The sequence below is a fragment of the Burkholderia sp. Bmkn7 genome, from assembly GCF_041103175.1.
Lineage (GTDB): Bacteria > Pseudomonadota > Gammaproteobacteria > Burkholderiales > Burkholderiaceae > Burkholderia > Burkholderia cepacia.
Window position 1 is genome coordinate 1,714,377 of sequence record NZ_JBGCUH010000003.1, and the last position, 25,880, is coordinate 1,740,256.

21 protein-coding genes and 2 pseudogenes are annotated in these 25,880 nt (G+C 70.9%); 17 read left to right on the forward strand and 6 right to left on the reverse strand.

Annotation, left to right across the window (positions count from 1 at the left end; all coding sequences use genetic code 11):
• The first annotated feature begins 67 nt into the window (after positions 1-67).
• The 3 genes from AB3K92_RS29515 to AB3K92_RS29525 are packed head-to-tail and all read left to right on the forward strand — an operon-like array spanning position 68 to position 3,692.
• Positions 68-1,837, forward strand: coding sequence for a bifunctional alpha/beta hydrolase/class I SAM-dependent methyltransferase (locus tag AB3K92_RS29515; RefSeq protein WP_369466414.1), 1,770 nt, complete (start codon positions 68-70; stop codon positions 1,835-1,837).
• Entirely contained in the window at positions 1,834-3,240 is a 1,407-nt protein-coding gene (locus AB3K92_RS29520) for a phosphatase PAP2/dual specificity phosphatase family protein (protein WP_369466416.1), read from the forward strand. Before AB3K92_RS29515 ends, AB3K92_RS29520 begins: the two co-directional genes overlap by 4 nt.
• Positions 3,240-3,692 carry a hypothetical protein gene (locus tag AB3K92_RS29525; RefSeq protein WP_048025904.1) on the forward strand — a complete coding sequence of 151 codons (453 nt, stop codon included), beginning with the start codon at positions 3,240-3,242 and terminating at the stop codon, positions 3,690-3,692. The genes AB3K92_RS29520 and AB3K92_RS29525 overlap by 1 nt, the downstream gene beginning before the upstream one ends.
• A gap of 83 nt (positions 3,693-3,775) precedes the next feature.
• On the opposite strand, the gene AB3K92_RS29530 is transcribed toward AB3K92_RS29525, so the two are convergent.
• The gene (locus tag AB3K92_RS29530; RefSeq protein ID WP_042978329.1) at positions 3,776-4,972 is read right to left on the reverse strand and encodes a sensor domain-containing diguanylate cyclase; all 1,197 of its coding nucleotides are present in this window, start codon (positions 4,970-4,972) and stop codon (positions 3,776-3,778) included.
• A 307-nt stretch (positions 4,973-5,279) separates the two neighbouring features.
• On the opposite strand from AB3K92_RS29530, the gene bcsB reads away from it, so the two are divergent.
• Genes bcsB through AB3K92_RS29575 form a run of 9 tightly spaced genes read left to right on the forward strand, consistent with a single transcriptional unit; the run spans position 5,280 to position 19,976 of the window.
• A complete protein-coding gene (gene bcsB / locus AB3K92_RS29535; protein ID WP_369466418.1) occupies positions 5,280-7,598 on the forward strand; it encodes a cellulose biosynthesis cyclic di-GMP-binding regulatory protein BcsB in 2,319 nt (772 codons plus the stop codon).
• A 3-nt stretch (positions 7,599-7,601) separates the two neighbouring features.
• A complete protein-coding gene (bcsZ, locus tag AB3K92_RS29540; protein WP_059554796.1) occupies positions 7,602-8,816 on the forward strand; it encodes a cellulose synthase complex periplasmic endoglucanase BcsZ in 1,215 nt (404 codons plus the stop codon).
• Positions 8,801-12,682 carry a cellulose synthase subunit BcsC-related outer membrane protein gene (locus tag AB3K92_RS29545; RefSeq protein ID WP_369466420.1) on the forward strand — a complete coding sequence of 1,294 codons (3,882 nt, stop codon included), beginning with the start codon at positions 8,801-8,803 and terminating at the stop codon, positions 12,680-12,682. Before bcsZ ends, AB3K92_RS29545 begins: the two co-directional genes overlap by 16 nt.
• Before the next feature lie 11 nt (positions 12,683-12,693).
• Positions 12,694-14,670, forward strand: a complete 1,977-nt coding sequence (gene bcsE / locus AB3K92_RS29550) for a cellulose biosynthesis protein BcsE (protein WP_369466422.1) — start codon at positions 12,694-12,696, stop codon at positions 14,668-14,670.
• Positions 14,667-14,900 carry a hypothetical protein gene (locus tag AB3K92_RS29555; RefSeq protein ID WP_027787777.1) on the forward strand — a complete coding sequence of 78 codons (234 nt, stop codon included), beginning with the start codon at positions 14,667-14,669 and terminating at the stop codon, positions 14,898-14,900. Before bcsE ends, AB3K92_RS29555 begins: the two co-directional genes overlap by 4 nt.
• Positions 14,897-15,673 carry a cellulose biosynthesis protein BcsQ gene (bcsQ, locus tag AB3K92_RS29560; RefSeq protein WP_021164403.1) on the forward strand — a complete coding sequence of 259 codons (777 nt, stop codon included), beginning with the start codon at positions 14,897-14,899 and terminating at the stop codon, positions 15,671-15,673. Before AB3K92_RS29555 ends, bcsQ begins: the two co-directional genes overlap by 4 nt.
• Complete coding sequence (bcsA, locus tag AB3K92_RS29565; RefSeq protein ID WP_059486850.1) at positions 15,670-18,207, forward strand: UDP-forming cellulose synthase catalytic subunit; 2,538 nt, start codon at positions 15,670-15,672, stop codon at positions 18,205-18,207. Before bcsQ ends, bcsA begins: the two co-directional genes overlap by 4 nt.
• A gap of 27 nt (positions 18,208-18,234) precedes the next feature.
• Positions 18,235-19,791 carry a cellulose biosynthesis protein BcsG gene (gene bcsG, locus AB3K92_RS29570; RefSeq protein ID WP_124923210.1) on the forward strand — a complete coding sequence of 519 codons (1,557 nt, stop codon included), beginning with the start codon at positions 18,235-18,237 and terminating at the stop codon, positions 19,789-19,791.
• Positions 19,773-19,976: a hypothetical protein gene (locus AB3K92_RS29575; protein WP_042975818.1), complete on the forward strand. Its 204-nt coding sequence runs from the start codon at positions 19,773-19,775 to the stop codon at positions 19,974-19,976. The genes bcsG and AB3K92_RS29575 overlap by 19 nt, the downstream gene beginning before the upstream one ends.
• Positions 19,977-20,045: 69 nt before the next feature.
• Here the strand turns inward: AB3K92_RS29575 and AB3K92_RS29580 are convergent, their stop codons facing one another.
• Genes AB3K92_RS29580 through AB3K92_RS29595 form a run of 4 tightly spaced genes read right to left on the reverse strand, consistent with a single transcriptional unit; the run spans position 20,046 to position 23,253 of the window.
• Positions 20,046-20,930 carry a pirin family protein gene (locus AB3K92_RS29580; RefSeq protein ID WP_059497854.1) on the reverse strand — a complete coding sequence of 295 codons (885 nt, stop codon included), beginning with the start codon at positions 20,928-20,930 and terminating at the stop codon, positions 20,046-20,048.
• Between the two features lie 32 nt (positions 20,931-20,962).
• Positions 20,963-21,355, reverse strand: coding sequence for an OsmC family protein (locus tag AB3K92_RS29585; protein ID WP_021160831.1), 393 nt, complete (start codon positions 21,353-21,355; stop codon positions 20,963-20,965).
• A 46-nt stretch (positions 21,356-21,401) separates the two neighbouring features.
• Positions 21,402-22,982, reverse strand: coding sequence for a sodium:proton antiporter (locus tag AB3K92_RS29590; protein WP_226202618.1), 1,581 nt, complete (start codon positions 22,980-22,982; stop codon positions 21,402-21,404).
• A gap of 10 nt (positions 22,983-22,992) precedes the next feature.
• Positions 22,993-23,253, reverse strand: a complete 261-nt coding sequence (locus tag AB3K92_RS29595) for a DUF1427 family protein (RefSeq protein WP_021160829.1) — start codon at positions 23,251-23,253, stop codon at positions 22,993-22,995.
• Here AB3K92_RS29595 and AB3K92_RS29600 point away from each other — a divergent pair.
• On the forward strand, positions 23,252-23,527 hold the full coding sequence (locus tag AB3K92_RS29600; protein ID WP_369466425.1) for a hypothetical protein: 276 nt from the start codon (positions 23,252-23,254) through the stop codon (positions 23,525-23,527). The two genes, AB3K92_RS29595 and AB3K92_RS29600, sit on opposite strands and share 2 nt — an antisense overlap.
• Positions 23,528-23,535: 8 nt before the next feature.
• The gene (locus AB3K92_RS29605; RefSeq protein ID WP_369466426.1) at positions 23,536-24,222 is read left to right on the forward strand and encodes a hydrolase; all 687 of its coding nucleotides are present in this window, start codon (positions 23,536-23,538) and stop codon (positions 24,220-24,222) included.
• Between the two features lie 22 nt (positions 24,223-24,244).
• Here the strand turns inward: AB3K92_RS29605 and AB3K92_RS29610 are convergent, their stop codons facing one another.
• Entirely contained in the window at positions 24,245-25,168 is a 924-nt protein-coding gene (locus AB3K92_RS29610; protein ID WP_021160827.1) for a LysR family transcriptional regulator, read from the reverse strand.
• Between the two features lie 118 nt (positions 25,169-25,286).
• Here AB3K92_RS29610 and AB3K92_RS29615 point away from each other — a divergent pair, with 118 nt between their 5' ends.
• From AB3K92_RS29615 to AB3K92_RS29625, 3 genes and pseudogenes are all read left to right on the forward strand, one after another.
• Positions 25,287-25,454, forward strand: coding sequence for a DUF1427 family protein (locus AB3K92_RS29615; RefSeq protein ID WP_021160826.1), 168 nt, complete (start codon positions 25,287-25,289; stop codon positions 25,452-25,454).
• A 19-nt stretch (positions 25,455-25,473) separates the two neighbouring features.
• Positions 25,474-25,674, forward strand: a pseudogene (locus AB3K92_RS29620) (hypothetical protein); the annotation flags it as partial.
• Positions 25,664-25,876: pseudogene (locus tag AB3K92_RS29625) on the forward strand (DoxX family protein); the annotation flags it as partial. The pseudogenes AB3K92_RS29620 and AB3K92_RS29625, both read left to right, overlap by 11 nt.
• Between the last annotated feature and the right edge of the window lie 4 nt (positions 25,877-25,880).

The following is a 25,880-nucleotide window of genomic DNA, read 5'->3' on the forward strand; positions in this document are numbered from 1 at the left end:
CAGTGGCGGTACCGGGCGCCGGAGGGCGGCGCACCAAGATTCGAATAACGAAACGAGAGAAAAATACATGAGCGCACGCACGGCACGTGAGGCCGATTTCATCACGCACGACGGCGAAACGCTGTTCTATCGTCACTGGCCCGCGACGGGCCCGCGCTGCCGCGGCGCCATCGTGCTGCTGCATCGCGGCCACGAACATTCGGCGCGCGTCGCGCATCTCGTCGACGAGCTCGACCTGCCGGATTTCGCGTTCTTCGCGTGGGATGCGCGCGGCCACGGCCGCTCGCCCGGCGCGCGCGGCTACAGCCCGAGCGCGGCCGCGTCGGTACGCGACCTGCAGACCTTCGTCGAACATATCCGCGACACGCACGGCATCGCGATCGAGGACATGGCCGTGGTCGGCCAGAGCGTCGGCGCGGTGCTCGCGGCCACCTGGGTGCACGACTACGCGCCGCCGATCCGCGCGCTCGTCGTCGCGTCGCCGGCGTTTCACATCAAGCTCTACGTGCCGTTCGCGCGGCCGGGCCTGCGGCTGATTCACAAGCTGCGCGGGCTGTTCTACGTGAACAGCTACGTGAAGCCGAAATTCCTCACGCACGATCCCGAGCGGATCGCGAGTTATGCGTCCGATCCGCTGATCACGCGGCCGATCGCGGTCAACATGCTGCTCGACCTGCACGACACCGCGCAGCGGATCGTCGCCGATGCGGCCGCGATCACCGTGCCGACGCAACTGCTGATCTCGGGCGCCGACTGGGTCGTGCATCGCGGCCCGCAGGACCGCTTCTTCGAACGCCTCGGCGCCGCGCGCAAGGAGCGCATCGTGCTGCCGGGCTTCTATCACGACACGCTCGGCGAACGCGATCGCGCGCAGGCGCTCGCGCCGCTGCGCGCATTCGTGCTGCGCGAATTCGATGCGCCGAGCCCGCGCGTGTCGCTCGCCGATGCCGACCGGCGCGGCGCGTTCCACGACGAATACGCGGCACTCGGCCGCCCGCCCGCGAATGCGTTCGCGCGTGCGTACTGGGCGCTCACGCGAGCCGGCCTGAAGGCCGGGGGCGCGCTGTCGGACGGTATCGCGCTCGGGCTGCGGCTCGGTTTCGATTCGGGCTCGACGCTCGATTACGTGTACCGCAATCGCGCGCAAGGGCGGCTCGGCATCGGTGCGCTGATCGACCGCACGTATCTCGATTCGCCGGGCTGGGTCGGCATCCGCCAGCGCAAGGTGCATCTGCAGGAGCTGATCGGCGCGGCGATCGGTCGTCTGCGCGGCCACGGCACGCCGGTGCGGATCGTCGACATCGCGGCCGGTCACGGGCGCTACGTGCTCGACGCGATCGCGTCGGCCGCCGAGCGCGACGGCGCGGCGCCCGACGACATCACGCTGCGCGACTACAGTCCGCCGAACGTCGAGGCCGGGCGCGTGCTGATCGCGCAGCGCGGCCTCGAGCCGATCGCTCGCTTCGAGCGCGGCGACGCGTTCGACGAGGCGTCGCTCGCGACGCTCGAGCCGCGTCCGACGCTCGCGATCGTGTCGGGCCTCTACGAACTGTTCGGCGAGAACGCGCTGATCGAGCGCTCGCTGCGCGGGCTCGCGCAGGCCGTGCCGCCGGGCGGGTATCTCGTTTATACGGGGCAGCCGTGGCATCCGCAGCTCGAATTCATCGCGCGCGCACTGAACAATCACCGCGGCGAGGCGACCTGGGTGATGCGCCGCCGCTCGCAGGCCGAGATGGACGAACTCGTCGCGCGCGCGGGGTTCCGCAAGCTCGACCAGCGGATCGACGAAATGGGCATTTTCACGGTCAGCCTCGCGCAGCGGGTCGACGCGTCATGAGCGAGTTCGGCGGCGACGCGCGCGGCCTGGCGGCGCAGGCGTCGGCGGCCGGCGCACGCGACGCGTCGTTCGCGCTGCGTGTCGGCTGGCTCGCGGTGATGGGCGCCGTGTTCTTCTCGACCTACGGCTTCGCGAACTGGCTCGCCGCGCGCCGTGCGGCGGTGCCGACCTTCGCGTTCGGCTGGGAGCACGCGATCCCGTTCGTGCCGTGGACGATCGTGCCGTACTGGTCGATCGACCTGCTGTATGCGCTGTCGTTCTTCTTCTGGACGCGCCGCGCCGACCTGCTCGATCACGTGAAACGGCTGTTGACCGTGCAACTGGTTTCGGTTGCGTGCTTCATCGCGTGGCCGCTGCGCTTCGGGTTCGAGCGGCCCGACGCGGGCGGCGTGGCCGGTGCGCTGTTCACGCTGCTGATGGGGTTCGACAAGCCGTTCAACCAGGCGCCGTCGCTGCACATCGGGCTGCTCGTCGTGCTGTGGGCCGTCTATGCGAAACACGTGCGCGGCACGCTCGCGCGCGTCGTGCTCCACCTGTGGTTCGCGGCGATCGGCGTGTCGGTGCTGACGACCTACCAGCATCACGCGATCGACGTGCCGACCGGTGCGGCCGTCGGCTGTCTTGCGCTGTTCCTGTTTCCGCTGCGCGATGCCGCGGGCCGGCTGCCGGGCGCCGATGCGTCGCCGGGCGCGGCCGGCCGCACGCTTGCGCGTCGTTATGCGCTCGGCGCGGCGGCGGTCGCGCTCGTGGCGCTCTGGTGCGTGCCGCGCGCGCCCGGCTGGGCGCTGGCGGCCGGGTGGGTCGCGCTGGCGCTCGCGTGTGTCGCGTGGATCTACCGGCGCGGCACACCCGGCGCGTTCCAGAAGGATGCGCACGGGCGTTTCCCGGTCGTCATCCGCTGGCTGCTTGCGCCGACGATTGCCGGCGCATTCGTCAATTCGCGGCTGTGGACGTTCCGGCAGCCGGCGCCGGTGCGGATCGACGAACGCGTGTCGCTCGGCCGCACGCCGACCACATCCGACGTGCGCCGCCACGGTTTCACGGCACTGGTCGACCTGACGGCCGAAATGCCCCGCTGGGCGGCGGCCGACGCATCGCTCGCCTATGCGAGCGTGCCGCAGCTCGACCTCGTCGCGCCGACGGCCGCGCAATTCGCGCAGGCCGTCGCGGCGCTCGAACGCCTGCACGGGGAAGGGCACGACGTGCTGGTCTGCTGCGCGCTCGGCTACGGGCGCAGCGTGCTGTGCGCGGCCGCGTGGCTGGCGGCGCGACGCGGGTTCGGCGATGCGCGCGACGCGCTGGCCGCGGTGCGCGCGGTGCGGCCGCATGCGGTGTGGTCGGACGACGGCGTGGCCGTGCTGCAGCACTGGATCGATCGCCGGCGCGGCGCGGGAGGCGTGTGATGCGCGACCCGTCCGCGCCATTCAGGATTGCCGCCGCGCGCGGCGCGCTCGATGCGGGCGCGTGGGCGATCGCGGCCGCGCTGGCCGCGGCCGGCGCGGGCTGGTGGATCGCGTCGGGCTGGGCGCCGGCGACGGTCGCGCGCGTGCTGCTGGCCGTCGTCAGTACCGGGTCGGGGATCGCGGCGCTGTGGGTCGCGGTGCGGATCGAGATCGACCGCCGGCTGTTCGCCGCGCTTGCGCGCGCGGCGGCCGGCGACGCATCGGTCGACGACGCCCTCGCCGCGCTCGACCGCGCGCTCGCCGATCTCGGCTGGATCGACGCATCGAAGGCCGGCCGCGCGCTCGACGCACGCGTGCGCGGCGCGGTCGGGCTGTGCCGGGCCGGCGTGCTCGTCGCGATCGTGCAGTGGCTCGTGGTCGGGCTCGCGATCGCTGTTGCGCAGGTGGGCTAGTCAGCGGCCGTGCGAACCCGCTGCGCGGTCGACGCTGTCGTTCCGGCTACGGGTTTATCGAGGAAGCCGCCTCGGGATCTGGGTTACGCGTGAGCCGTCCGCTGCGACCGCGTGCGCTTCACCTCATACATCGCCTGGTCCGCATGCTCGATCAGCGCGGTCATGTCGGTGCCGTCGTCGGGCAGCAGCGCGATCCCGACGCTGACGCCGAGCCGCAGCGGGCGCCCCTCGAATTCGAACGGTTCGCTGACCTGCCGCGCGAGCCGCGTGCTTTGCGCATGCGCGTCGTCGCGGTTGCCGATGTTCGGCAGGATCACCGCGAATTCGTCGCCGCCGATACGCGCGACCGTGTCCGAGCGCCGCACCGCGCCCTGCATCCGCGTGGCGATCTCGCGCAGCGCCGCGTCGCCCGCGCGGTGGCCGAACCCGTCGTTGATCGGCTTCAGCCCGTCCATGTCGATGTTGAGGATGCCGAGCCGGCCGTTCGCGCGCAGCGTCGTGTGCATCGACTGGCGCAGGCGGTCGTAGAACAGCGCGCGGTTCGGCAGGCCCGTGAGCGCGTCGTGCGTCGCGCGCATGTAGAGTTCGTTCGCCTCGTTGCGTGCCGCGTGGAACATCGCGGCGGCGATCAGGTCGGCCGTCAGCCGCAGCGTGCCGGCATCGGCTGGCGAAAAGCCGTCGACTTCCGGCGACATCACCTTCAGCACGCCGACCGTCGTGTCGGCATGGGTGAGCGGCATCACGAGCATCGAACGCAGGCCGACACGCCGGCATGCGTCGCGATCGACGCGCGGGTCGGTTTCCGAATCGATGCAGTGGAGCAATTCGCCTTGCTGCACGCACAGGCCGGACAGGCTGCCCGAGCGCCGCAGCCGCAGGCCGAGCATCCCGGCCGCGGTGCCCGACGCGGCGCGGTACACCATGTCGTCACCCTCGGCGAATTCGACCGCGGCGGCGCTCGCGCCGGTGAGCTGCGGCACCTGCTCGGCCACATACGCCATCACGCTGCCGAGGTCGAGGCCGAGCTTCGCGATCTCGGTCTGGGCGGCAATGATGCGCAGCAGGGTGTCGGGGGACGGAGTGACGGTGTCGGCGATTTGATTCAAGTCAGTTTTCCGTGAAAGAAAGCACGTCCGGCGGCACGGGATTGCGGTAGCATACGCGCCGCTTCGCGGCGGCGCGTTCCGGGGCGGTCTGCAACGGACCGCCGCCGGCCGGCCGAACCGCGCCGGCAGTATGCCGTTCGGCCCGTCGGGCGACAACGGCGCAATTCTTACCATTCCTCCCTCTCGCGCAGCATTTTCGACTGGATTGAGGTTTTTTTCGCTTCATCGTCGCGAATCGGGGTAAGTTTTGTCCTATTTTTGAGATAGTGTGACGAATGAGCGTGTGCCGGTGCCAGGAGCGCGCGCAGCACGATGACAGGCGATTAAAGAAATCGCCGCATCGTTTCGATAAATGAATCAGGCCAGTTGGATAGATATGAGGGGAAGCAGTGGGATTGTTCACTCACGGGCATAGCTGCTTTGCGCGCATCGGTTCCGATGCAACGGATGACCTGACGATCCTGACGAAACGGAGCGGCGCATGAAGCCGGCCGTGTCGCTGTTCGTCCTGTCGGCCGCCATGGTCGGCGCATTTCACGCGGCCGCGCTGTCGGCCGCGCCGATGCCGGCCGTGCCGGCCGCCGCCGCCGCCGCGGCCTCGGGCGCGATGCCGGCGCCGGTGCTCGCGGCCGCGCCCGCGGCGGCCAGTGCGCCGTCCGCCGGCTTGCCGGCGACAACGGTGCATCTGCCGTTCGCGTCGCTCGGTGCGTTCGATCCGCTGCGCCTGCGCGGCGCCGACGACGCGCGCACGATCAACGCGGGCGTGCGGCTCGACCGCGTGGTCACCGGCGCGCGGCTGCGCCTGACCTACGCCTATTCGCCGTCGCTGGTGTTCCCGATGTCGCACCTGAAGGTGTCGGTGAACGGCGAGGTGATCGCGACCGTTCCGTTCGACGCCGCGCAGGCGGGCCGGACGGTCACGCAGGAAATCCCGATCGATCCGCGCTATTTCTCGGATTTCAACCAGATCGGCCTGCGCCTGATCGCGCACTACACGCTCGACCATTGCGAGGATCCGTCGAACTCGGCGCTGTGGGCCGACGTGAGCCCGAAGAGCGAGCTGATCCTCGACGAGTCGCCGGTGCGCCTGCCGAACGATCTCGCGCTGCTGCCCGCGCCGTTCTTCGACCGGCGCGACAACGGCCGCGTTCGCTTGCCGTTCGTGCTGCCGGCGTCGCCGGATTCGGCGACGCTGCGCAGCGCGGGCGTGCTCGCGTCGTGGTTCGGCGCGCTGGCCGACTACCGGCATGCGCGGTTCCCGGTGTCGTCCGGGCTGCCGACGGACGACCAGGCGGTGGTGATCGGCACGGCCGCGACGCTGCCGGGCGGCCTCGCGCTGCCGGCGATCAACGGGCCGCTGCTCGCGGTGGCCGACAACCCGGCTGCGCCGGGGCGCAAGCTGCTCGTCGTCACGGGCCGCACGGCGGCCGAGGTCGACGATGCGGTCGCGACGCTCGTGCTGGGCCGCGCGGCGCTGTCGGGGCCGGCGGCGACGGTCGCGCACGTCGATCCCGGCGCGCCGCGCAAGCCGTACGACGCGCCGCGCTGGTTGCCCGTGAACCGGCCGATCGCGTTCCGCGAGCTGGTATCCGATACGCGCCAGCTGGAAGTGCGCGGCACGACACCCGACGCCATCCGCCTGAACCTGCGCGTGCCGGCCGATCTGCATTCGTGGAACGGCGCGGGCGTGCCGATCACGCTGCGCTACCGCTACACGGCGCCGACCGTGCAGGACAACTCGACGCTCGCTGTCGAGATCAACGAGCAGCTCGTGAAGTCGTACCGGCTCGGGCCGTCCCATGCCGAGGACGCGCACGGCCGCATGCAGCTGCCGCTGCTGTCGGTGCCCGAAGGGCGCGTGACGAGCGACGTCGACATCCCGGCGTTCCGGGTCGGCAGCGGCAACCAGCTGCAGTTCCGCTTCACGCTCGACTCGCAGAAGACGGGCCTGTGCTCGAGCACGGCGACCGAGCCGCAGCGCGCGGCGATCGATCCCGATTCGACGATCGACTTCTCGCACTTCGTCCATTACGCGCAATTGCCGAACCTCGCGTTCTTCGCGAACAGCGGCTTCCCGTTCACGCGCTTCGCCGACCTGTCGCAGACGGCCGTCGTGATGCCCGACCGGCCGTCGCCGCAGGAGCTCGAGGCCTACCTGACGATGCTCGGCCACATGGGCGAATGGACCGGGTTTCCGGCCCTGCGCGTGCAGGTCGCGCGGCCCGGCGACGTCGCCGCGCTGTCGGGCAGCAAGGACCTGCTCGTGATCGACGGCTCGCCCGCGTCGCCGCTGCTCGCGCACTGGCGCTCGGCGCTGCCGCTCGTGATCGGCGAGCAGGGCGGCGCGGGCGGCGAAGGCACCACGCGCATCGCGTTCTCGGTGAAGGAGCGCTGGCGCAACGGCGTCGGCCTGGCCGAAGGCGGTGCCCACATCGAGCAGACCGGCTCGCTCGCGGCGCTTGCCGGGTTCGAGCTGCCGGGCAGCCGGGGGCGCAGCGTAGTCGCGCTGACGGCGACCGACCAGCCGCGCCTCGGCGACTTGCTCGACGTGTTCGAGAACGCCGGGCTCGTGTCGCAGCTGCAGGGCGACCTCGCGCTGGTGCGGCCGGGGCAGGTCGACAGCCTGCGCGTCGGCGAGCCTTACGTGGTCGGCTTCGTGCCGTGGTATGCGCGCGTGTGGACGGAAGCGGCGCGGCATCCGGTCGTGCTCGGCGCGGTCGGCGTGGTCGCGGGGCTGTTGCTCGCGCTCGGCGTGTTCAGCGTGCTGCAGAGAATCGCCGCGCGTCGACGGGGGATGTAACGGATGGCGCGGGTTATGGCGAAGCGACGGGCAACGCGGCCGGCGCGGCGCGTCGGCGCGGCACTCGCGCTGGCGGTGGCGATGACGTGCACGGCAGCCGGCATGGCCGCGCGCGCGCACGCCGCGGGCACGGCTGACGCGGGATGCGGCGCCGCGTGGCCGCGCTGGGACGCGTTCAAGCGCGATTTCATCTCGGCCGACGGCCGCGTGATCGACGTCGGCTCGGCCGATTCACGCACGGTGTCGGAGGGGCAGGCGTATGGACTCTTCTTCGCGCTGGTCGCGAACGACCGGCGCATGTTCGACACGATCCTCGCATGGACCGAGAACAATCTCGCGCAGGGCGACCTGAGCGCGCACCTGCCGGCGTGGCTGTGGGGCCGTGCGCCCGACGGCGCGTGGCGCGTGCTCGACGCGAACGCGGCGTCGGACGCCGACCTGTGGATCGCGTATGCACTCGTCGAGGCCGGGCGGCTGTGGCACGAGCGCAGCTACACGGCGCGCGGCGCGCTGCTCGCGAAGCGCGTGCTCGACGACGAGACCGCGACCGTGCCGGGCCTCGGGCTCACGCTGCTGCCGGGGCCGACAGGGTTCAAGCTGGCCGACGGCCAGTGGCGCGTGAACCCGAGCTATTCGCCGCCGCAGGTGATCCGCGCGCTCGGCGCGCGCCTGCCCGACGACCGGCGCTGGGCCGCGCTCGCCGCCAGCACCGGCCGCGTGCTGCTCGACACGGCACCGAAGGGCTTTTCGCCCGACTGGGCGCTGTATCGCGCGGGCACGGGTTTCGGGCCCGATCGCGACACGCATGCGGAGAGCGCGTACAACGCGATCCGCGTGTATCTGTGGGCCGGCATGCTCGACCGCGCCGATCCGCTCGCCGCGCCGTTGCTCGCACGCTTTGCGCCGTTCGCCGACTACATCGCCGCGCATGGCGCGCCGCCGGAGAAGGTCGACACGACGACGGGCGTCGCGGGGCCGAACGACGGCAACGGCGGGTTTTCGGCGGCGGCCGTGCCGTTTCTCGACGCGCGCGGCCAGCGTGCGCTCGCCGATGCGCAGGCGGCGCGTGTCGATACGCTCGCGCGCCAGTCGGCGCCCGGTTACTACACGAGCGTGCTGACGCTGTTCGGGCTCGGCTGGCGCGACGGGCGCTACCGGTTCGGCGCGGACGGCACGCTCGACGCCCGCTGGGGAGGCCGCTCGTGCGCCGCCCGCTGAAGCGCGCCGCGCCGCACGTCGCGGGATTCGCGTGGCTCGCGTCGTCGGTGTGCGCGGCGGCGCCGGGCACCGCGCCGGGCACGACGATGGCATCCTCCGCGACGCCGGCGGCCGCCGCGTCCACCGATGCGCAGCGCCAGCTCGACACTGCGCGGATGTGGGGCGTCAAGCATCGCGACGACCTTGCGCGCGACGCGCTGCGCAAGGGGCTGCTGATCGCGCCGGGCGATCCCGAGCTGCTGGCCGAACAGGTTCGCGTGCTGCTGCGGCTCGGCGATGCGAAAGGCGCGCAGGCCTCGCTCGCTCGCCTGCAGGCACAGTCGCCGAATGCGCCCGCCACGCGGCGGGTCGCCGACGAATATCGCGTCGCGACGAGCGGGCGTGGCGAGATGGCGCAGATTCGCCTGCTCGCGCGCAGCGGCCGTGCCGACGAGGCGGCACGGCGGATCGTCGCGCTGTTTCCGAACGGTGCGCCGGACGGTGCGCTCGGCGCCGAGTACTACCAGATCGTGTCGAATGCGCCGGGCGGGCGCGAGCCGGCGATCGCCGCGCTGCGCCGCGCGGTCGCGGCCGATCCGCAGGACACGAGCGCGGCGATGGCGCTCGTGCGGCTCCTGAACCAGCGTGCCGACACGCGGCCGGAGGCGAACCGGCTTGCGTGGGCGCTCGCGAAGCGCGCCGACGCCGACCATACGGAGGCGATGGCGCAGTGGCGGCGCGTGCTGCAGTCGGCCGGCAGCGATCCCGCGTATCTCGATGCGCTGCATGCGTACCTCGTGCTCGTGCCGGACGACACCGAATTCGTCGATCGCGCGGCGGCACTGGATCGCCAGCGCGACGCGCAGCGCCGGCTCGAGCGCAATCCCGACTACATCGCGCAGCAGCGCGGCCTGCAGGCGCTCGCGCGCGGCGACCTGGCGGGCGCCGATCCGCTACTGACGCGCGCCGCGCGCGCACGCGCGGACGACGCCGACGCGGTCGGCGGGCTCGGCCTGCTGCGCCTGCGCGAAGGGCGGCACGACGAGGCGCGCGCGCTGTTCACGCGCGCCGCGACGCTCGCGACCGACCAGCGTGGCAAATGGCAGGGCCTCGCGCGCACCGCGCAGTTCTGGGGGCTGCTCGCGCAAGGCCGCGCGGCGGCCGCCGCGGGACGTCCGCAGGACGCGGAGCGCGCGGCGCGTGCGGCACTCGCGATGCAGCCGGACAGTCCGGACGCGAAGCTGCAGCTTGCCGATGCGTTGCTCGCGCAGCGCGACTGGGCGCGCGCGGAGCCGTTGCTGCGCGAGCTGCTGGCCGCGCGTTCGCCGAGCCTCGCGGCCGTGCGCGACACGGCCACGCTGTATCAGAACACCAGCCGCGCGGACCGGATCGGCCCGCTGCTCGACGCGTTGCAAGGCCGCGTGACGGGCCGCGACGACCGGCACGCGCTCGACGGCCTGCGTGCCGACCTGCTCGCGGACCAGGCGCGCGCGCTGGCGGACAAGGGCGAACGCGGGCCCGCCGCGCAGCGCTACGAGGCGGCCGTGCGCGCGGCGCCCGACGCGCCGTGGACGCGCTTCGCGCTCGCGCGCCTCTATCGCGACATGGGGCTGCCGCAGCTCGGCCGCACGGTGATGGACGACGGGCTCGCGCAAGGCGCGACGCCCGAGATGCGCTACGCGACCGCGCTGTATCGCAACTCCGTCGACGACGCGGCGGGCGCGCAGGCCGCGCTCGCGCCGGTCGACGACGCGCATCGTACGGACGGAATGCGCGCGCTCGCGCGCAAGCTCGATGCGCAACGCGCGCTGGCCGACGCACGCGATGCGCTCGCGCGCGGCGACCGCACGGCGTTCGCCGCGTCCCTCGCGCAGGCCCAGGCGAGCGCGCCGGACGATCCCGACATGCTCGCCGCGATCGGCGCGCAGTGGATCGACGCGGGCGAACCGGATCGCGGCCTCGCACCGTTGCACGACTGGATCGCCGCGCATCCGCGTGAAGCCGATACGGACGTGCGGCTGCGCTATGGCGACCTGCTCGGCAGCGCGGGGCGCGACGACGCGCTTGCCGCGTGGCTCGACGCGCTGCGCCGGGAACCGTCGCTGACGCCCGCGCAGACCGCGCGGATCGAGGACCAGTCGCTGCGGCTCGTGTTGCGGCAGACCGACGAGGCGATCGCACGGCAGGACTACGCACAGGCGCGCAAGCTGCTCGATCATGCGAGCCCGGCCGGCCGCGCGGACAAGCGTCATGCGCTCGAACGGGCCGATCTCGAGCGCGCGCAAGGCCGTTACGACGCGGCGCGCGATGCGCTCGCGCCGGTCGTCGCGCGCACGCCGGACGATGCCGATACGCAGCTCGCGCTGGCACGCATCGACGAGGACAGCGGCAACCGTGCCGCCGCGCTGGCGCGCGTGCAGGCGGTGCTCGCGCGCACGCCGGACGACGACGTCGACACGCAACTGTCGGCCGTGCGCCGCCTGAACGCGCTGCGCCGCGCGGACGAAGCCGCGCAAGTGACCGACCGGCTGCATGCCGCGTATCCGGCGCGCGCCGACGTGACGGTCGCGGCCGGACGCGTGGCCGAGGCGCAGGGCCGTTATGACGACGCGGCGTCGCTGTACCGGTTGTCGCAATCGCAGGAGCGCGCGACGGGCGTGAGCCCGGGCCGTGACGGCCTGACGCCCGCGCAGGCCGCGTTCGCGGATCTCGAGCAGCGGCGCAATCCCGAGATCGAGACCGGCTGGACGCCTGCCTACAAGTCGGGCGACGAAGGCATATCTTCGTATCGCGCGCAGCAGGTGCCGATCTACATGCAGATGCCGGTCCGCTACGACGGCCACGTATTCGCGCAGATCGACACCGTGCATCTCGACCCGGGCACGCTCGATACGAGCGACGCGAATGCGTATTCGCTCAAGACCTTCGGCACGTTCGCGGCGCTCAAGGCGCAGAACGCGCTGACGCCCGCATCGATCGCGAATCCGCCGGGTTCGCTGCACCAGTCGACGACGGGCGTCGCGCTCGGCGCCGGTTATCTGTCGGACGCATGGCGCGTCGACCTCGGCACGTCGCCGCTCGGTTTTCCCGTGCATTACCTCGTCGGCGGCGTGCGTTACCGGTTCGACGCGGGCCCGGCCAGCTTCTCGATGAACGCGTCGCGGCGGCCGGAGACGAGCAGCGTGCTGTCGTACGCGGGGATGCGCGACCCGTGGACGGGCGCGGTCTGGGGCGGCGTGCGCCGCGACGGCGTGAACCTGCGCGCGTCGGTCGACGTCGGCCGCACGAACCTGTTCGCGGAACTCGGCGCGGGCGTGCTGTCCGGCCGCAACGTCGAGCGCAACGCGGAAGTCACGCTGCGCACCGGCTTCACGGTGCCCGTGTACGAGCGTGCGACGATGAAGGTCAGCACGGGGCTCGTCGGCAACGCGTGGCACTACGCGCAGAACCTGCGCTACTACACGTACGGGCAGGGCGGTTACTACAGCCCGCAGCGCTACCTGTCGCTCGGCGTGCCGATCGAATGGGCGGGGCGGCACGATGCACTGTCGTGGGACCTGACCGTCACGGGCGGGATCTCGAACAGCTACGAGAAGGATTCGCTGTATTACCCGACGTTCTCGGACCAGCGGGCCGCGCAGGTGGCGGCCGGGTTCGTGTACGCGGGCAGCTCGACGCGCGGCGTGTCGTTCTCGTACGGCATCAACGGGATCGTCGAGTATCGCGTGAACCCGCACCTGAGCGTCGGCGCGCAGCTGCACGTCGACCGGTCGCACGACTACGCGCCGAGTTCGGCGCTCGTGTACCTGCGCTATGCGTTCGACGCCCGTGCGCAACGCAGCTGGCTCGTCACGCCGACACCCGTGCGGCTTTATTCGGATTACTAGGGGAACGCGCCGTGAATACGGAAATCGATGCCACCCGTCCCGCGCTCGGCGCCGCCGGCCTGCTGGGCCGCCTGCGTGCGCTGCTGGGCGCGGGGCCGGCCGGCGGCCGCGCCGGCACGGTGAGCCGGCTCGCGATCGACGGCTTGCCCGACGCGTGGACACAGCTGGAAGCCGGCGGCCTGTACGCGATCTACGCGGCCGGCGGCACGCCGGCCTGCGATGCGCTCGTGTGGGAGAGCGCGCGGCAGGCGCGCACGCGCGACGTGACGGTCGTGCTCGCGCGCGACGCGGCGCACGTTGCCGGGCAGATGCGGGCGCGCGGTTTCGCGGACGGCGCGCATCCGGCCGGCTGGCCGCGCAACCTGAACGTGCTGGCGATGCCGCCCGCGGCCGAGCCGGCCGGCGGTGACGGCACAGGCACAGGCGCGGGCGCGACGGCCGACGCATCGCGTCGCGCGGCGCCGGGCCCGTTCGCGCGGCTGACCGGCGGCCTGCGCGCGATGAAGCGTTACGGCTTTCGTGCACGCTCGCTGTATTTCGTCGAGGGCGCGCAGCGCTGGTTCAGCTGGGACGACCCGATCGCGCTCGCCGACGAGGCGCATGCGCTCGCCGACTGGTGCCGCACGCGCCGGATCGCGCTCGTGCTGCTGCTCGATCCCGAAGCGACCCGCGCGGACGACGCGGCACGCACCGACGATGCACCGCTCGTGCGCGATGCGGATCGCACGCCGCGCAGCGGTTTCCACGGTATCTGCTCGGGCGTCGCGCAGTTGCAGCGCACCCACGGCGAGCTGCTGTGGATCGTCGACTTCTGGCGCGCGGGCGATACGCTCGCGGCCGGCGAGGTACGGCCGCTGCGTTTCGCGCCGGGCGGCCGGCTGTCGGCGAGCATCGACGGCGGCGCGACCGAGCCGGCCAACCGGATGAAGCTCGCGAGCGACGAGGATCGCGTCGTCGTCAGCCGCGCGGTGCTCGACGGCACGAACCGCGCGCCGCAGGGCTGGGAAATCGTCGAGGACAACGCGGCCGTCGTTGCCGCCTGTGCGCATGCGCAGGCCGCGACCGCGGTGCTCGTGTTCCGTTCGCATGCGCAGCTCGAAGCGCTGTGCGCGGACGTGCACACGCTGCGCCGGCAGTGCGGCGGTGCGCTGAAGATCGCGGTCGTCGAGCGCGGCGAAGTGCTGCGCCAGCAGTTCGAGATGCTCGTGCTGAGCGTCGGCGCGAGCCGCGTCATCGCACGCGACCTGCCGGTATCGCGACTGCAGGGGGCCGTGCATGCGCTGCGCGGCCAGCTTTATGCGCGGCCCGTCGCGGCCGACTATCGTGCGGCGCTCGCGGCCGCGCTCGGCGATTCGGTGCTCGGTTATCTGCCGGTCGGCGCGTTCTGCCTGCGGATTCGCGCGGTGCTCGATCGCGGCGCCGTGCTCGCGCTGCCGCACACGCTCGCGAAGATCGCGCTGCTGCCCGGCGTGTCGCACGTCGACGCGCTGCGGCATTGCCGCCCGCGCCGCGCGGGCGACGTCGTGACGGCCGATGCCGCGCACCTGTACGTGTTCCTGTTCGCGTGCGAACCGGCGGACGCGGAGGACGCGCTCGCGCGCATCTTCGACGTGCCGGTCGACACGCTGTCCGACCGCGTCGTGTGTCTCGGGCAGGGCAGCATCGATACCGAACTCAACGCGCTGAAGGCCGAGAACCGGCGCGCGCCGATCGCCGACTACAGCGACTTGTTCGGGGCCGCGCAGCCGGCGAGCGCCAGTCGCGCCCCGCTCGCGCGCACCGGGCCCGGCGACGCGTTGCCCGACGCGAGCGAAGTGAGCGGGGCGATCGACGCGATCGATACGATCGTCGCGCTCGAGGCGATCGGTGCGATGCCGGCGGCGGCCGCGGCCGCCGACGCTTCGGCGCCGGAACCCGTCATACTCGCCGCGCGCAAGCGCAGCGCCATCCGCAGCGCGATGCCGCTGCGCAAGGAGGGGGTCGCATGATCGCCGAACTCGTCATCGGATTCATCGTCGGCATCGCGATCGCGGTGCCCGTGTGGATCGTCGCGCAGCATCTCGGCATCGGCCGCGGTTTTCATGCACCGCGCGGGATCGACCGGCGTGACGCGGTGCCGTGCGAACTCGTGCCGGTCGCGCTGCGCGGGCGGCTGCTCCCGGACGCCGGGCGCGAGCGTGGCGAGCATGACGAACGTCACGGTGAGGCGGCCCGATGAAGACGATCGCCATCACGTCGACGACCGGGGGGGCGGGCCGCACGACGCTCACGGCCGCGCTCGCGGTGCTGCTGGCGCGTCGCGGCCGGCCGGTCGTCGCCGTCGAATTCGATGCGCAGAACCTGATGGGCGCGACGCTCGGCCTCGACACGCTGGCCGAGCACGGCCTCGCGCAGAGCGTGCTCGGCGGCGCCGAGCCGTGGCATGCGCACACGTGGCGCAACGCCGACGGCGTGCTGTTCGTGCCTTACGGGCAGGTCGACGCGGCCGGCGCGGCCGCATGCGATGCGCGGCTCGCGGCGGATCCGGCTTGGCTGTCGCGCGCGCTCGACGAGATCGCGTTGCCGGCCGACGGCGTCGTGCTGATCGACACCGCGCGTTATCCGTCGACGCAGGCCGAGCAGGCGATTCGCCGCGCGGACCTGACGCTCGTCGTCGTGCCGCCCGAGCCGGCCGCCTGTGCGACGACGGCCGCGCGGCTCGGTGCGCTCGGGGCGGGTGGCGAACTGCACATCGTCGTGAACCGGCTCAATCCGGCGCGCGACATGCAGCGCGACGCACTCGCGATGCTGCGTGCGGTCGCGGGGCCGGCGTCGATGCTCGAGCAGCGCATCCACGTCGATGCGGCCGTGCCCGAAGCGCTCGCGCGCGGCAGCTGGATCTTCGACGATGCGCCGTATTCGCAGGCGTCGCACGACCTGAACGGCGTCGCGAACTGGGTCGATACCTGGCTGGCGGCACGCGCGGCCGTTCGCCGCGGAGCGGCGCGATGAACGCGCGCATCGCGCCGCGCCTGCGCGCATTCGGACGCCGCACGGCCGACTGGATCGCGCGCGGCATCGGCTTGCCCGCGCAACGCACGCTGGTCGACTGGCTCGTGCGGCTGTTCTTCCACGCCCCGCCGCCCGGCCGGCCCGATCACGTGCGCCGCTGGGTGCGTGTCGCGTCGCTGCGGCTCGCGCAAGAGTGGGGCGTGCTGCAGCCGCTCAGCCCGCGCGAATGGCTGTGGCGCGCGATCGTGCGGGCGCCGCGCGCGGCCGACGGCCGCCCCGCGCGCGATCCGCTCGCCTGGTTCGACAAGTACGTCGTGCCCGTCTACGTGGCCGGGCGCGCGGTCGGCCGGCGCATCAACGCGTTGCTCGAGCGTCTGCCATGGGTGCGCTGGGGCGGCTGGCTCGACGCGCGCGCGAACGGCGTCGGCCGGCGCCGCTGGCTCGCGCCGCTGCTGCTGGTGGCCGGCGCACTGCTGTGGGCCGCGGCCGGCATGTCGCCGCTGATGCCCGGCGCGCAGTTCGCGTTCTTCGCGATCGTCGCGGTACTGGCGCTCACGCTGCGCCGCCTGCCGGGCCATCTGCCGACGCTCGCGCTCGCGTCGCTCGCGCTGCTCGCGACGGTGCGCTACGTGTGGTGGCGCACCACGCAGACGCTCGATTTCCGCGGCCCCGTCGAGGCCGTCGCGGGTTACCTGCTGTACGGCGCGGAAGCCTATACGTGGATGATCCTGCTGCTCGGCTTCGTGCAGACGGCCTGGCCGCTCGACCGGCCGATCGTGCCGCTGCCCGACGATCCCGACACCTGGCCGACCGTCGACATCTACATCCCGACCTACAACGAGCCGCTGTCGGTCGTGAAGCCGACGGTATTCGCCGCGCAGAGCATCGACTGGCCGAGCGCGAAGCTACGCGTGTACCTGCTCGACGACGGCCGGCGCCCCGAGTTCGCGGCGTTCGCGGCCGAGGCCGGCATCGACTACCTGACGCGCGACGACAACCGCCACGCGAAGGCCGGCAACATCAACCGCGCGCTGCCGAAGACGCACGGCGAATACATCGCGATCTTCGACTGCGATCACGTGCCGACGCGCTCGTTCCTGCAGACGACGATGGGCGTGTTCCTGCGCGACCCGAAGTGCGCGCTGGTGCAGACGCCGCACCATTTCTTCTCGCCCGATCCGTTCGAGCGCAACCTCGGCACGTTCCGCGAGATCCCGAACGAGGGCAACCTGTTCTACGGCCTGGTGCAGTCGGGCAACGACCTGTGGAACGCGACGTTCTTCTGCGGCTCGTGCGCGGTGCTCAAGCGCAGCGCGCTGGAAGAGGTGGGCGGCGTCGCGGTCGAGACCGTGACCGAGGATGCGCACACGGCGCTCAAGCTGCACCGGCGCGGCTATACGTCGGCGTACCTGCCGACCGTGCAGGCGGCCGGCCTCGCGACCGAAAGCCTCGCGGGCCACGTGAAGCAGCGCACGCGCTGGGCGCGCGGGATGGCGCAGATCTTCCGCATCGACAACCCGTTCCTCGGGCGAGGGCTCGGCCTGATCCAGCGGATCTGCTACGGCAACGCGATGCTGCATTTCTTCTACGGGATTCCGCGGCTCGTGTTCCTGACGATCCCGCTCGCGTACCTGTTCTTCCACCTGTACTTCATCAACGCGTCGTCGCTCGCGCTCGCGAGTTACGTGATCCCGTACCTGGTGCTCGCGAACGTCGCGAACTCGCGGATGCAGGGGCGCTACCGCCATTCGTTCTGGGCCGAGGTCTACGAGTCGGTGCTCGCGTGGTACATCGCGCTGCCGACCACCGTCGCGTTCTTCAGCCCGAAGCACGGCAAGTTCAACGTGACCGACAAGGGCGGCAAGATCGACGAAGGTTACGTCGACTGGTCGACGTCGAAGCCGTATCTCGTGCTGTTCGGGCTGAACGTGCTCGCGATCCTCGCCGGCATCTGGCGGCTCGTGGCCGACCAGGGCGACGAGGCGTCGACGATCCTGATCACGCTCGGCTGGACCGTGTACAACCTCGCGATGCTCGGCGCGGCGCTGGCCGTCGCGCGCGAGACCAGGCAGGTGCGCGTCACGCACCGGATCGCGATGCGCGTGCCGGCCACGCTGCTGCTCGCCGACGGCTCGACGGCCGCATGCTTCACGAGCGACTACTCGACCGGCGGCCTCGGCCTCGAAGCTGTGCCGGGGCTCCCGGTCGCCGTCGGCGACACGCTGACGGTGTGCGTGACGCGCGGCGACCGGCCGTTCCCGTTCCCGGTGCGCGTGACCCGCGTGACGCCGACCCATATCGGCGTGAGCTTCGAGGAACTGACGCTCGAACAGGAGCGCCAGCTCGTGCAATGCACGTTCGGGCGCGCGGACGCGTGGCTCGACTGGCACGAAGGCCAGCGCGTCGACACGCCGCTCGGCGGGCTGAAGGAAGTGCTGCGCATCGGCCTGGATGGTTATGTACGAATGTGGAAGGGTGCGGCGCGCGGCCTGCAGGCCATGCTGGCGCCGAAACTCGATCGGGCGCGCGACTGACGCGGCGCTCATCATGGAGTGGGTTAGATGACGTTCTGGAATCTGTATTTCATCCTGAAGTTCGCGCTGTTCGCGACCGGGCACCTGCAGCCGTTCTGGCTCGCGAACCTCGCGTTCGCGGTGGCGCTCGCGGCGAGCGCGCCGATCCGGCGGCGTGCGTGGCGCATCGTCCGGCAGGTCGTCGCGATCGCGATCGCGGTGCCGCTGCTCGCGCGCGAACTGCATGCGCCGCCGCTTGCCCGTCTCGCCGAGGCCGCGCAGGAAGTCAGCACGTTCCGCCTCGACTACTGGATGGAGCTGCTGCCGCGCCTGCTGCCGCCCATGCTGGTGCTGACGGTGGCCGGTGTGCTGATCGTCTACTTCATCGTCAACCGGTGGCTGCGCGTCGCGACCTTCGTGCTGGCCGTGCTGGTCGTGATGCCGCTATGGCAGGCCGGTAGCGGGCTGATGGCGCGTGTCGTCGCGCCGCTTCCGCAGCAGGCGAACGCGGCAGGCACGACGCTCGCCGGCCAGCCCGAGGACCACAACGCCGCGCTCGCGACGTTCCGCACGCAGGAGTCGCAGCGACAGGTCGCGTTCGGCCACCTCGGCAGCGATCCGGCCGCCCAGTTCGACGTGATCGTGCTGCACATCTGCTCGCTGTCGTGGGACGACCTCGATGCCGCGAAGGTGCGCAACCATCCGATGCTGAGCCATTTCGACTACCTGTTCTCGAACTTCAGCACGGCCGCGAGCTACAGCGGCCCGGCGGCGATCCGCGTGCTGCGCGCGAGCTGCGGGCAGGAAGCGCACGCCGACCTGTACAAACCCGCACCGCAGCAGTGCCACCTGTTCTCGCAACTGGCGAGCGCCGGTTACTCGGTGCAGTCGCTGCTGAACCACGACGGCCACTTCGACAACTTCCTGCAGGTGATCCACGACAACATCGGCGTGGCCGACGCGCCGATGATCTCGAACGCGGCCGCGCCCGTTGCGATGCATGCGTTCGACGGCTCGGCGATCAAGGACGACTACACGACGCTCGCGAACTGGTACGCGCAGCGCGCGTCGGTGCAGGGCCCGGTCGCGCTGTACTACAACACGATCAGCCTGCACGACGGCAACCGGATCGTCGGCAGTTCGCTGACGAGCATCGACTCGTATCCGCAGCGCGTGACGAAGATGATGGACGACTTCGACCGCCTCGCCGACCTGATCGCGCAATCGGGCCGCCGTGCGGTGATCGTGTTCGTGCCCGAGCACGGTGCCGCGCTGCGCGGCGACAAGTACCAGGTCGCGGGGCTGCGCGAAATCCCGACGCCGCGCATCGTGCACGGGCCGGTGGGCGTGCGGCTCGTCGGCTTTGCCGGCAATCACGGCGCGACGACCGTGATCGACCAGCCGACCAGCTTCCTCGCGCTCGCGCAACTGCTGTCGAACCTCGTGTCGAACAGCCCGTTCAAGCCGGGCACGACGCTCGCGCAATACGCGGCCGACCTGCCGCGCACGCGGATGGTCGGCGAGAACGAGGGCACGGTGACGATGCAGACGGCCGAGGGTTACTCGGTGAAGACTCCGGATGGCGTATGGATCGACGAACAGTAATGCTGCACGGTGACGGCGACGACGATCGCCTGTCGCAACCGAACGACGTGCTCGGCCTCGCACGGCATCTGCCAGCGCTCGATCCCGGGCGTTATGTCGACGAGCAGGCGCGCCGTGCGTTCATCGAGTCGCTCGACCGCTGGCCGACACTGGCGAAGCTGATGGGATTGAAACCGTCGGCGTAACGCGGACGGGACGACGGCCGGCATGCGTGCCGGCCGTCGGTTGCCTGCGGGCGATCCTGTCTATTGTGCCTATTGCGCCTTGCGTTCCGGCTGGCGTGTCCATTCGTTTTCTTCGCCCGGCACCTTGCCGAAGGTCTGATCGGCCCACGCGGCGCGGGCCGCGTCGATCTTCGCGCGCGCGCTCGACACGAAATTCCATTCGATGAAACGCTCGCCCGGCAGGTGCGCACCGCCGAGCAGCATCACGCGTGCGCCGCTTGCGCTGGCGAGTGCCACGGTCGCGCCGGGTTCGAGCACGGCCATCGTCGCGGGGGCGACCGGCGTGCCGTCGATGGCGAGGTCGCCGTCGACCAGGTATACGCCGCGTTCCTCATGTTCGGCATCGAGCGCGAGCGTGCCGCCTGCCGCGAACTCCGCATACGCATAAAGCGTCGGCGAGAACACGGCGACCGGCGACGCGAGCCCGAACGCGGTACCCGCGATCACGCGCACGGTCGTGCCGTCACGCGTGAATGACGGCAGCGTGTCGGCCGGATGATGGACGAACGCGGGCGCGGTGTCTTCATGCTCGACCGGCAGCGCGACCCAGGTCTGGATCCCGTGCACCGGCTGCTCGCGCGGCCGGTCTTCGTCGGGCGAGCGCTCCGAATGCACGATGCCGCGGCCGGCCGTCATCCAGTTCACGTCGCCCGGCACGATCTTCTGCCGGAAGCCGAGGCTGTCGTGATGCATCAGCGAGCCGTCGAACAGGTAGGTGACGGTCGCCAGGCCGATGTGCGGATGCGGCAGCACGTCGATGCCGCGGCCGGCCGGCAGCACGGCCGGCCCCATCTCGTCGAAGAAGATGAACGGGCCGACGAGGCGTGCGGCGCGCGCGGGCAGCACGCGGCGCACGACGAGGTTGCCGATGTCGCTTTCGCGCGGCGTGAGCAGGGTCTTGATCGAGGCGGACATGGTGGGGATTCTCGTGGTCGGTGCGGGGCGCGTCAGGCGATCGCCGTATCGATGGTGATCGGATGCGAGAGGATCTTGTGCACCGGGCAGGCGTTCGCGATCTGCAGCAGGCGTTCGCGCTGTTCGCCGGACAGGTCGCCGTCGAGCGTGATGCGGCGCACGATCGTGCTGCCCGCGCTGCCCGATTCGTGCGCGAGCTTCACGTGCACTTCGGCGAGCGGCCAGCCCTTGCGTTGCGCATACATCTTCAGCGTGATCGCGGTGCATGCGCCGAGGCTCGACAGCAGCAGCGCGACGGGCGTCGGCGCGGTGTCGCCGCCGCCGAGCGGCGTGGGCTCGTCGGCGCGCCACTGGTGGACGCCGTCGGTGAAGTGGACGAGGTAATCGACGGCACCGATGCTTGCTTCGACGGACAGTTCGCTCATTGCAGTTCCATAAGGAGAAAGGGGGAGGCGGCGGCTTGGCCGGGCTTCAGGGTTCGAGCAGGCGCTGCAGGCGCAGTTCCTCGAAATCGAGTTCCGATTCGATCCGGTGCAGGACCGTGTCGTCGACCTTGCCGTCGCGATGCAGGTCGAGCAGCGCGCGGCGCGACACGCCGACGAGGTCGAGTTCGACGCGCAGCATGCGCGCCCGCACGTTGGCCGGTTCGGTGCCATGACGAAACGCGCGTTCGTTGAAGGTCACGCGGTTCCGGTATTCGGCGAGCAGGCGGTCGAGCGAAGGGCGTTCGAGGCTCGACCCGCGCTGTTCGAGCGCGTCGAGTTCGGCGAGCGCCGCGCCGAACGTATGCGCGCGCACCGCGTGCTCGGACATCGTGTGCCGTGCGGCCGGGCGCAGCTTCAGTACGCGGATCAGCGGCGCGAGCGTGCCGCCCTGCACGACGAGCGTCGCGATGATCAGCAGGAACGTGCTGAACAGGATCAGGTCGCGGCCGGGGAAGGTGGCCGGCAGTGCGATCGCGGCCGCGAGGCTCACGACACCGCGCATGCCTGACCAGCCGAGCACGACGGCTTCGCGCCACGACCACGGCGCGTGGCCCGCGCGCGGCGCGCGCAGGCGGCCCGGTAGCCACATCGCGACGAACACCCATACGACGCGCGCGCCGATCGCGGCGGCGGTGGCGGGCAGCGCGACGCGCAGGCCGGCCATCAGCACCGCGCCTTCGTGGTTCACGCGTGCGAGGATCGCGTGCAGCGCGAGGCCGATCAGGATGAACACGAGCGCGTCGAGCACGAACACGATCGCTTCCCAGGTCGCCTTCGCCTTGATCCGCATGTCGGCGTCGAACACGCGATGCTGGCGCACGCCGAGCACGAGGCCGCAGGTCACCACCGACAGCACGCCCGAGCCGTCGACGGCTTCCGCGATCCCGTAGCTGCCCCACGCCATCGCGAAGGTCACGACGATGCCGAGCATCGGGTCGCGCAGGCGCGGCAGCACCCAGCACATCGCATGGCCGCACGCGAGGCCGACCGCGATGCCGATCAGCGTCAGCGAGAAGAACAGGCCGGTGGCGCTGGTGGCCGTGATCGATACCGCCAGCGCGGCCGACACGGCCATCTGGTACAGCAGCAGGCCCGACGCATCGTTGACGAGGCTCTCGCCTTCGAGCACCGCGACGAGCCGCGCGGGCAGCGGGTGGCGCTGCAGGATCGCCTTCGCGGCGACCGCGTCGGGCGGCGACACGATCGCGCCGAGCGTGAAGCAGGCGGCCCACGGCAGCACCGGGTTCACGGCATGCACGGCGAGCGCGACCGCGACGGTGGTGAACACCACCGCGCCGAGCGCGAGCGACGCGATCGATGCGAGCTCCTGCCGGAATTCCTTCCACGCGGTGTAGAACCCGCTCGACATCAGCAGCGGCGGCAGCACGGCCGCGAGCAGCAGCGCCGGGTCCATGTCGGGTACACGCTTGCCGGCGACCGCGACCACGCAGCCGCCGAGCAGCAGCACGACGGCCGGCGGAATCGAGATGCGTTCGGCGAGCCACGTGAGCGCGCCCGCGCCGCAGATCAACAGCAGCAGGTAATGAAACAGTTCGACGTTGGTCATGAGCCTGGCGTCACGACGGCTTGCGGTCGTTGGCGGCGCCGCCCGGCAGCGTACCGAACATGTGCTGGCCGCATTGTGCGTCGTGCCACGCGGTATTGAGCCGGTAGCCGGACAGCATCCGGCGCGCGAGCGGGAGGATCTGCTCGCCGGCCAGCATGCCGAGCAGGCCGAGGAGCGCGATGATCGGCGGCGCCGGCGAATTCACGCCGAGCGCGCCGTAGATGACACCGGCGAGGATGCCGGCGAACAGCGACAGAAAATACGGTTTCATGATGAAAACCTCTCGTGACAGGCTGGTCGGGCGCGAAGGCGGCGCCTTCAATGTGCTGGAAGCGTATCGGTTTTACGTGCGGAAAAAAAGGGCGGACAGCCTTCGGAGCCCCCCTCTTTCGGAATTCGATCGATTCCATTTCTTGGATGTTCGGGCCGCGACTTTTCCGATTAAATGGCTGCAACCGGAACACGCCGATCCGGGGCGACGCACAGCCGGCTCCTCCGCCATCCCGGTCGGGGCAAGCCTTGAACGTTTCCAGACCAAAGGATGATTCGCTACATGAGCAACGCCAAGCTTGAAGTCCTCACTCCCCACAATAGCCAGATCATCTTCATCGACCAGCAGCCGCAGATGGCGTTCGGTGTGCAGTCGATCGATCGCCAGACGCTGAAGAACAACGTCGTCGGGCTTGCCAAGGCCGCGAAGGCATTCAACATTCCCACCACGATCACGACGGTCGAAAGCGACAGCTTCTCCGGTTACACCTACCCTGAACTGCTCGACGTGTTTCCGAACCACAAGACGCTCGAGCGCACGTCGATGAACTCGTGGGACGACCAGAAGGTGCGCGACGCGCTGGCCGCGAACGGCCGCAAGAAGGTGGTCGTGTCCGGCCTGTGGACGGAGGTCTGCAACACGACGTTCGCGCTTTGCGCAATGCTCGAAGGCGGCTACGAGATCTACATGGTCGCCGATGCGTCGGGCGGCACGTCGAAGGACGCGCACGACTACGCGATGCAGCGGATGATCCAGGCCGGCGTCGTGCCGGTCACCTGGCAGCAGGTCGCGCTCGAATGGCAGCGCGACTGGGCGCGCCGCGACACCTACGACGCGGTGATGGCGATCGCGAAGGAGCACTCGGGCGCGTACGGGATGGGCGTCGATTACGCATACACGATGGTCCACAAGGCCGCCCAGCGCACCGCGACGCCGCACGAGTCGATTCCGGCCGTGCCGGCGAAGTAACCGGCCGCGTGTTGCCGCACGGTCAGACGGGCGGCAGCGCCCACGGCGCGTGCGACAGGTGTTCGACGAGAAAGTCGAGCAACGCCGTCACGCGCGCGGCGCGCAGCATGCCGGGCGGTGTGACGAGGTTGACGTTGATATCGGGAATTTTCCAGTCATGCATCACTTCCTCGAGCGCGCCGCTTTGCAACTCGTCCCACACCAGGAACGACGGCTGCAGCGCAAGGCCCTGGCCGGCGATCAGCGCGGGGCGGAGCACGTCGGCGTTGTTCGCGCGAATGCGGCCGCGCACCGGCACGCCGAATTCCTCGCCCGACGTCTTGTGGCGGAAGCGCCAGAATTCGGGCGTCGGGATGTTCGTGTAGGTCAGGCATACGTGCTGGTCGAGTTCGCTCGGATGAGTCGGCCGGCCGTGCCGGTCGAGATACGCGGGCGACGCGACGAGCGGCCGGCGCACCGCGCACAGGCGGCGCGCACGCAGCGACGAATCGTTCAGTTCGGCAATCCGGATCGCGACGTCGAAGCCGCCGGACACGATGTCGACGAAGTGGTCGGTCAGCACGAGGTCGACGTCGACGCGCGGATAGCGTTCGAGAAACGCGGGCAACAGCGGCGCGAGATTGCACAGGCCGTAGGACATCGGCGCGTTCACGCGCAAGAGGCCGTGCGGTTCGAGCGCATGCGCGGAGGCTTCGCCTTCGATCAGTTCGGCATCGGCGAGCAGCCGGATCGCGCGATCGCGCAGCAGCTCGCCGGTCGGCGTGAGCGACAGCTTGCGCGACGTGCGGTACAACAGCATCGCGCCGAGGCGTTTTTCGAGGCGGGCGATCGCTTTCGACACGGTCGGTTGCGATACGCCGAGCAGGTCGGCGGCCTTGGCGAACGAACCGGTCTCGGCGACGCGCGCGAAGATGGCCCAGGCTTCGAGATCGGGAAGGTGTTGCATGGCTGGAAGGCGTGGCAGGCAAGCGAAGCGGGTGGGGCGGCAGCGGATCGCGCCGCGAGCGCATGGCGCCCGTACGGGCGGAAATGCGGGGTCATTCTAATCCAGTCGTGAGGAGCGTATGGAATCGTATGTCGTTTCATTGGGTGCCGGCATGCTGGTCGGCGTCATGTACAGCGTGGTCAAGGTGCGTTCGCCCGCACCGCCGCTGATTGCCCTGGTCGGGCTGGCCGGCATGCTGGCCGGCGTCGCGGCCGTCGCACCGGTCCGTCACTGGCTCGGTTTCTGACTGGATCGAAGGCACATCGATGAACGCACCCGCCACTCGACCGGATCTGATCCTTCACAACGGAAGGGTCATGACCCTCGACCGCGCGAACCCGTCGCTCGCGCTTGCAATGGGCATGCTCGAGCGGCAGGTGGCGATCGCGCGTGCGCCGCAATGGGTGCGCGTGGCCGGCGGTTTCACAGAACACCCGTTCGCCGGGAAGCGCCTGCCGACGATCGACGTGGCGCGGCGACGGCGGCCTCGGCATGTGGACGCCCGTCGCGATGGCGGTGGCGCACGACTTCGGGAACCGGACGGGCGCTGCGCATTTCATGGCGCTCGACAGCTTCTTCTAGCATCTCGGGCTGATCGCGGCATGCGTGCTCGCGACGCGGCTCGCCGATGCGACGTATCCGGCCGGCAACGGCCGTGCCACCCGATGACGAT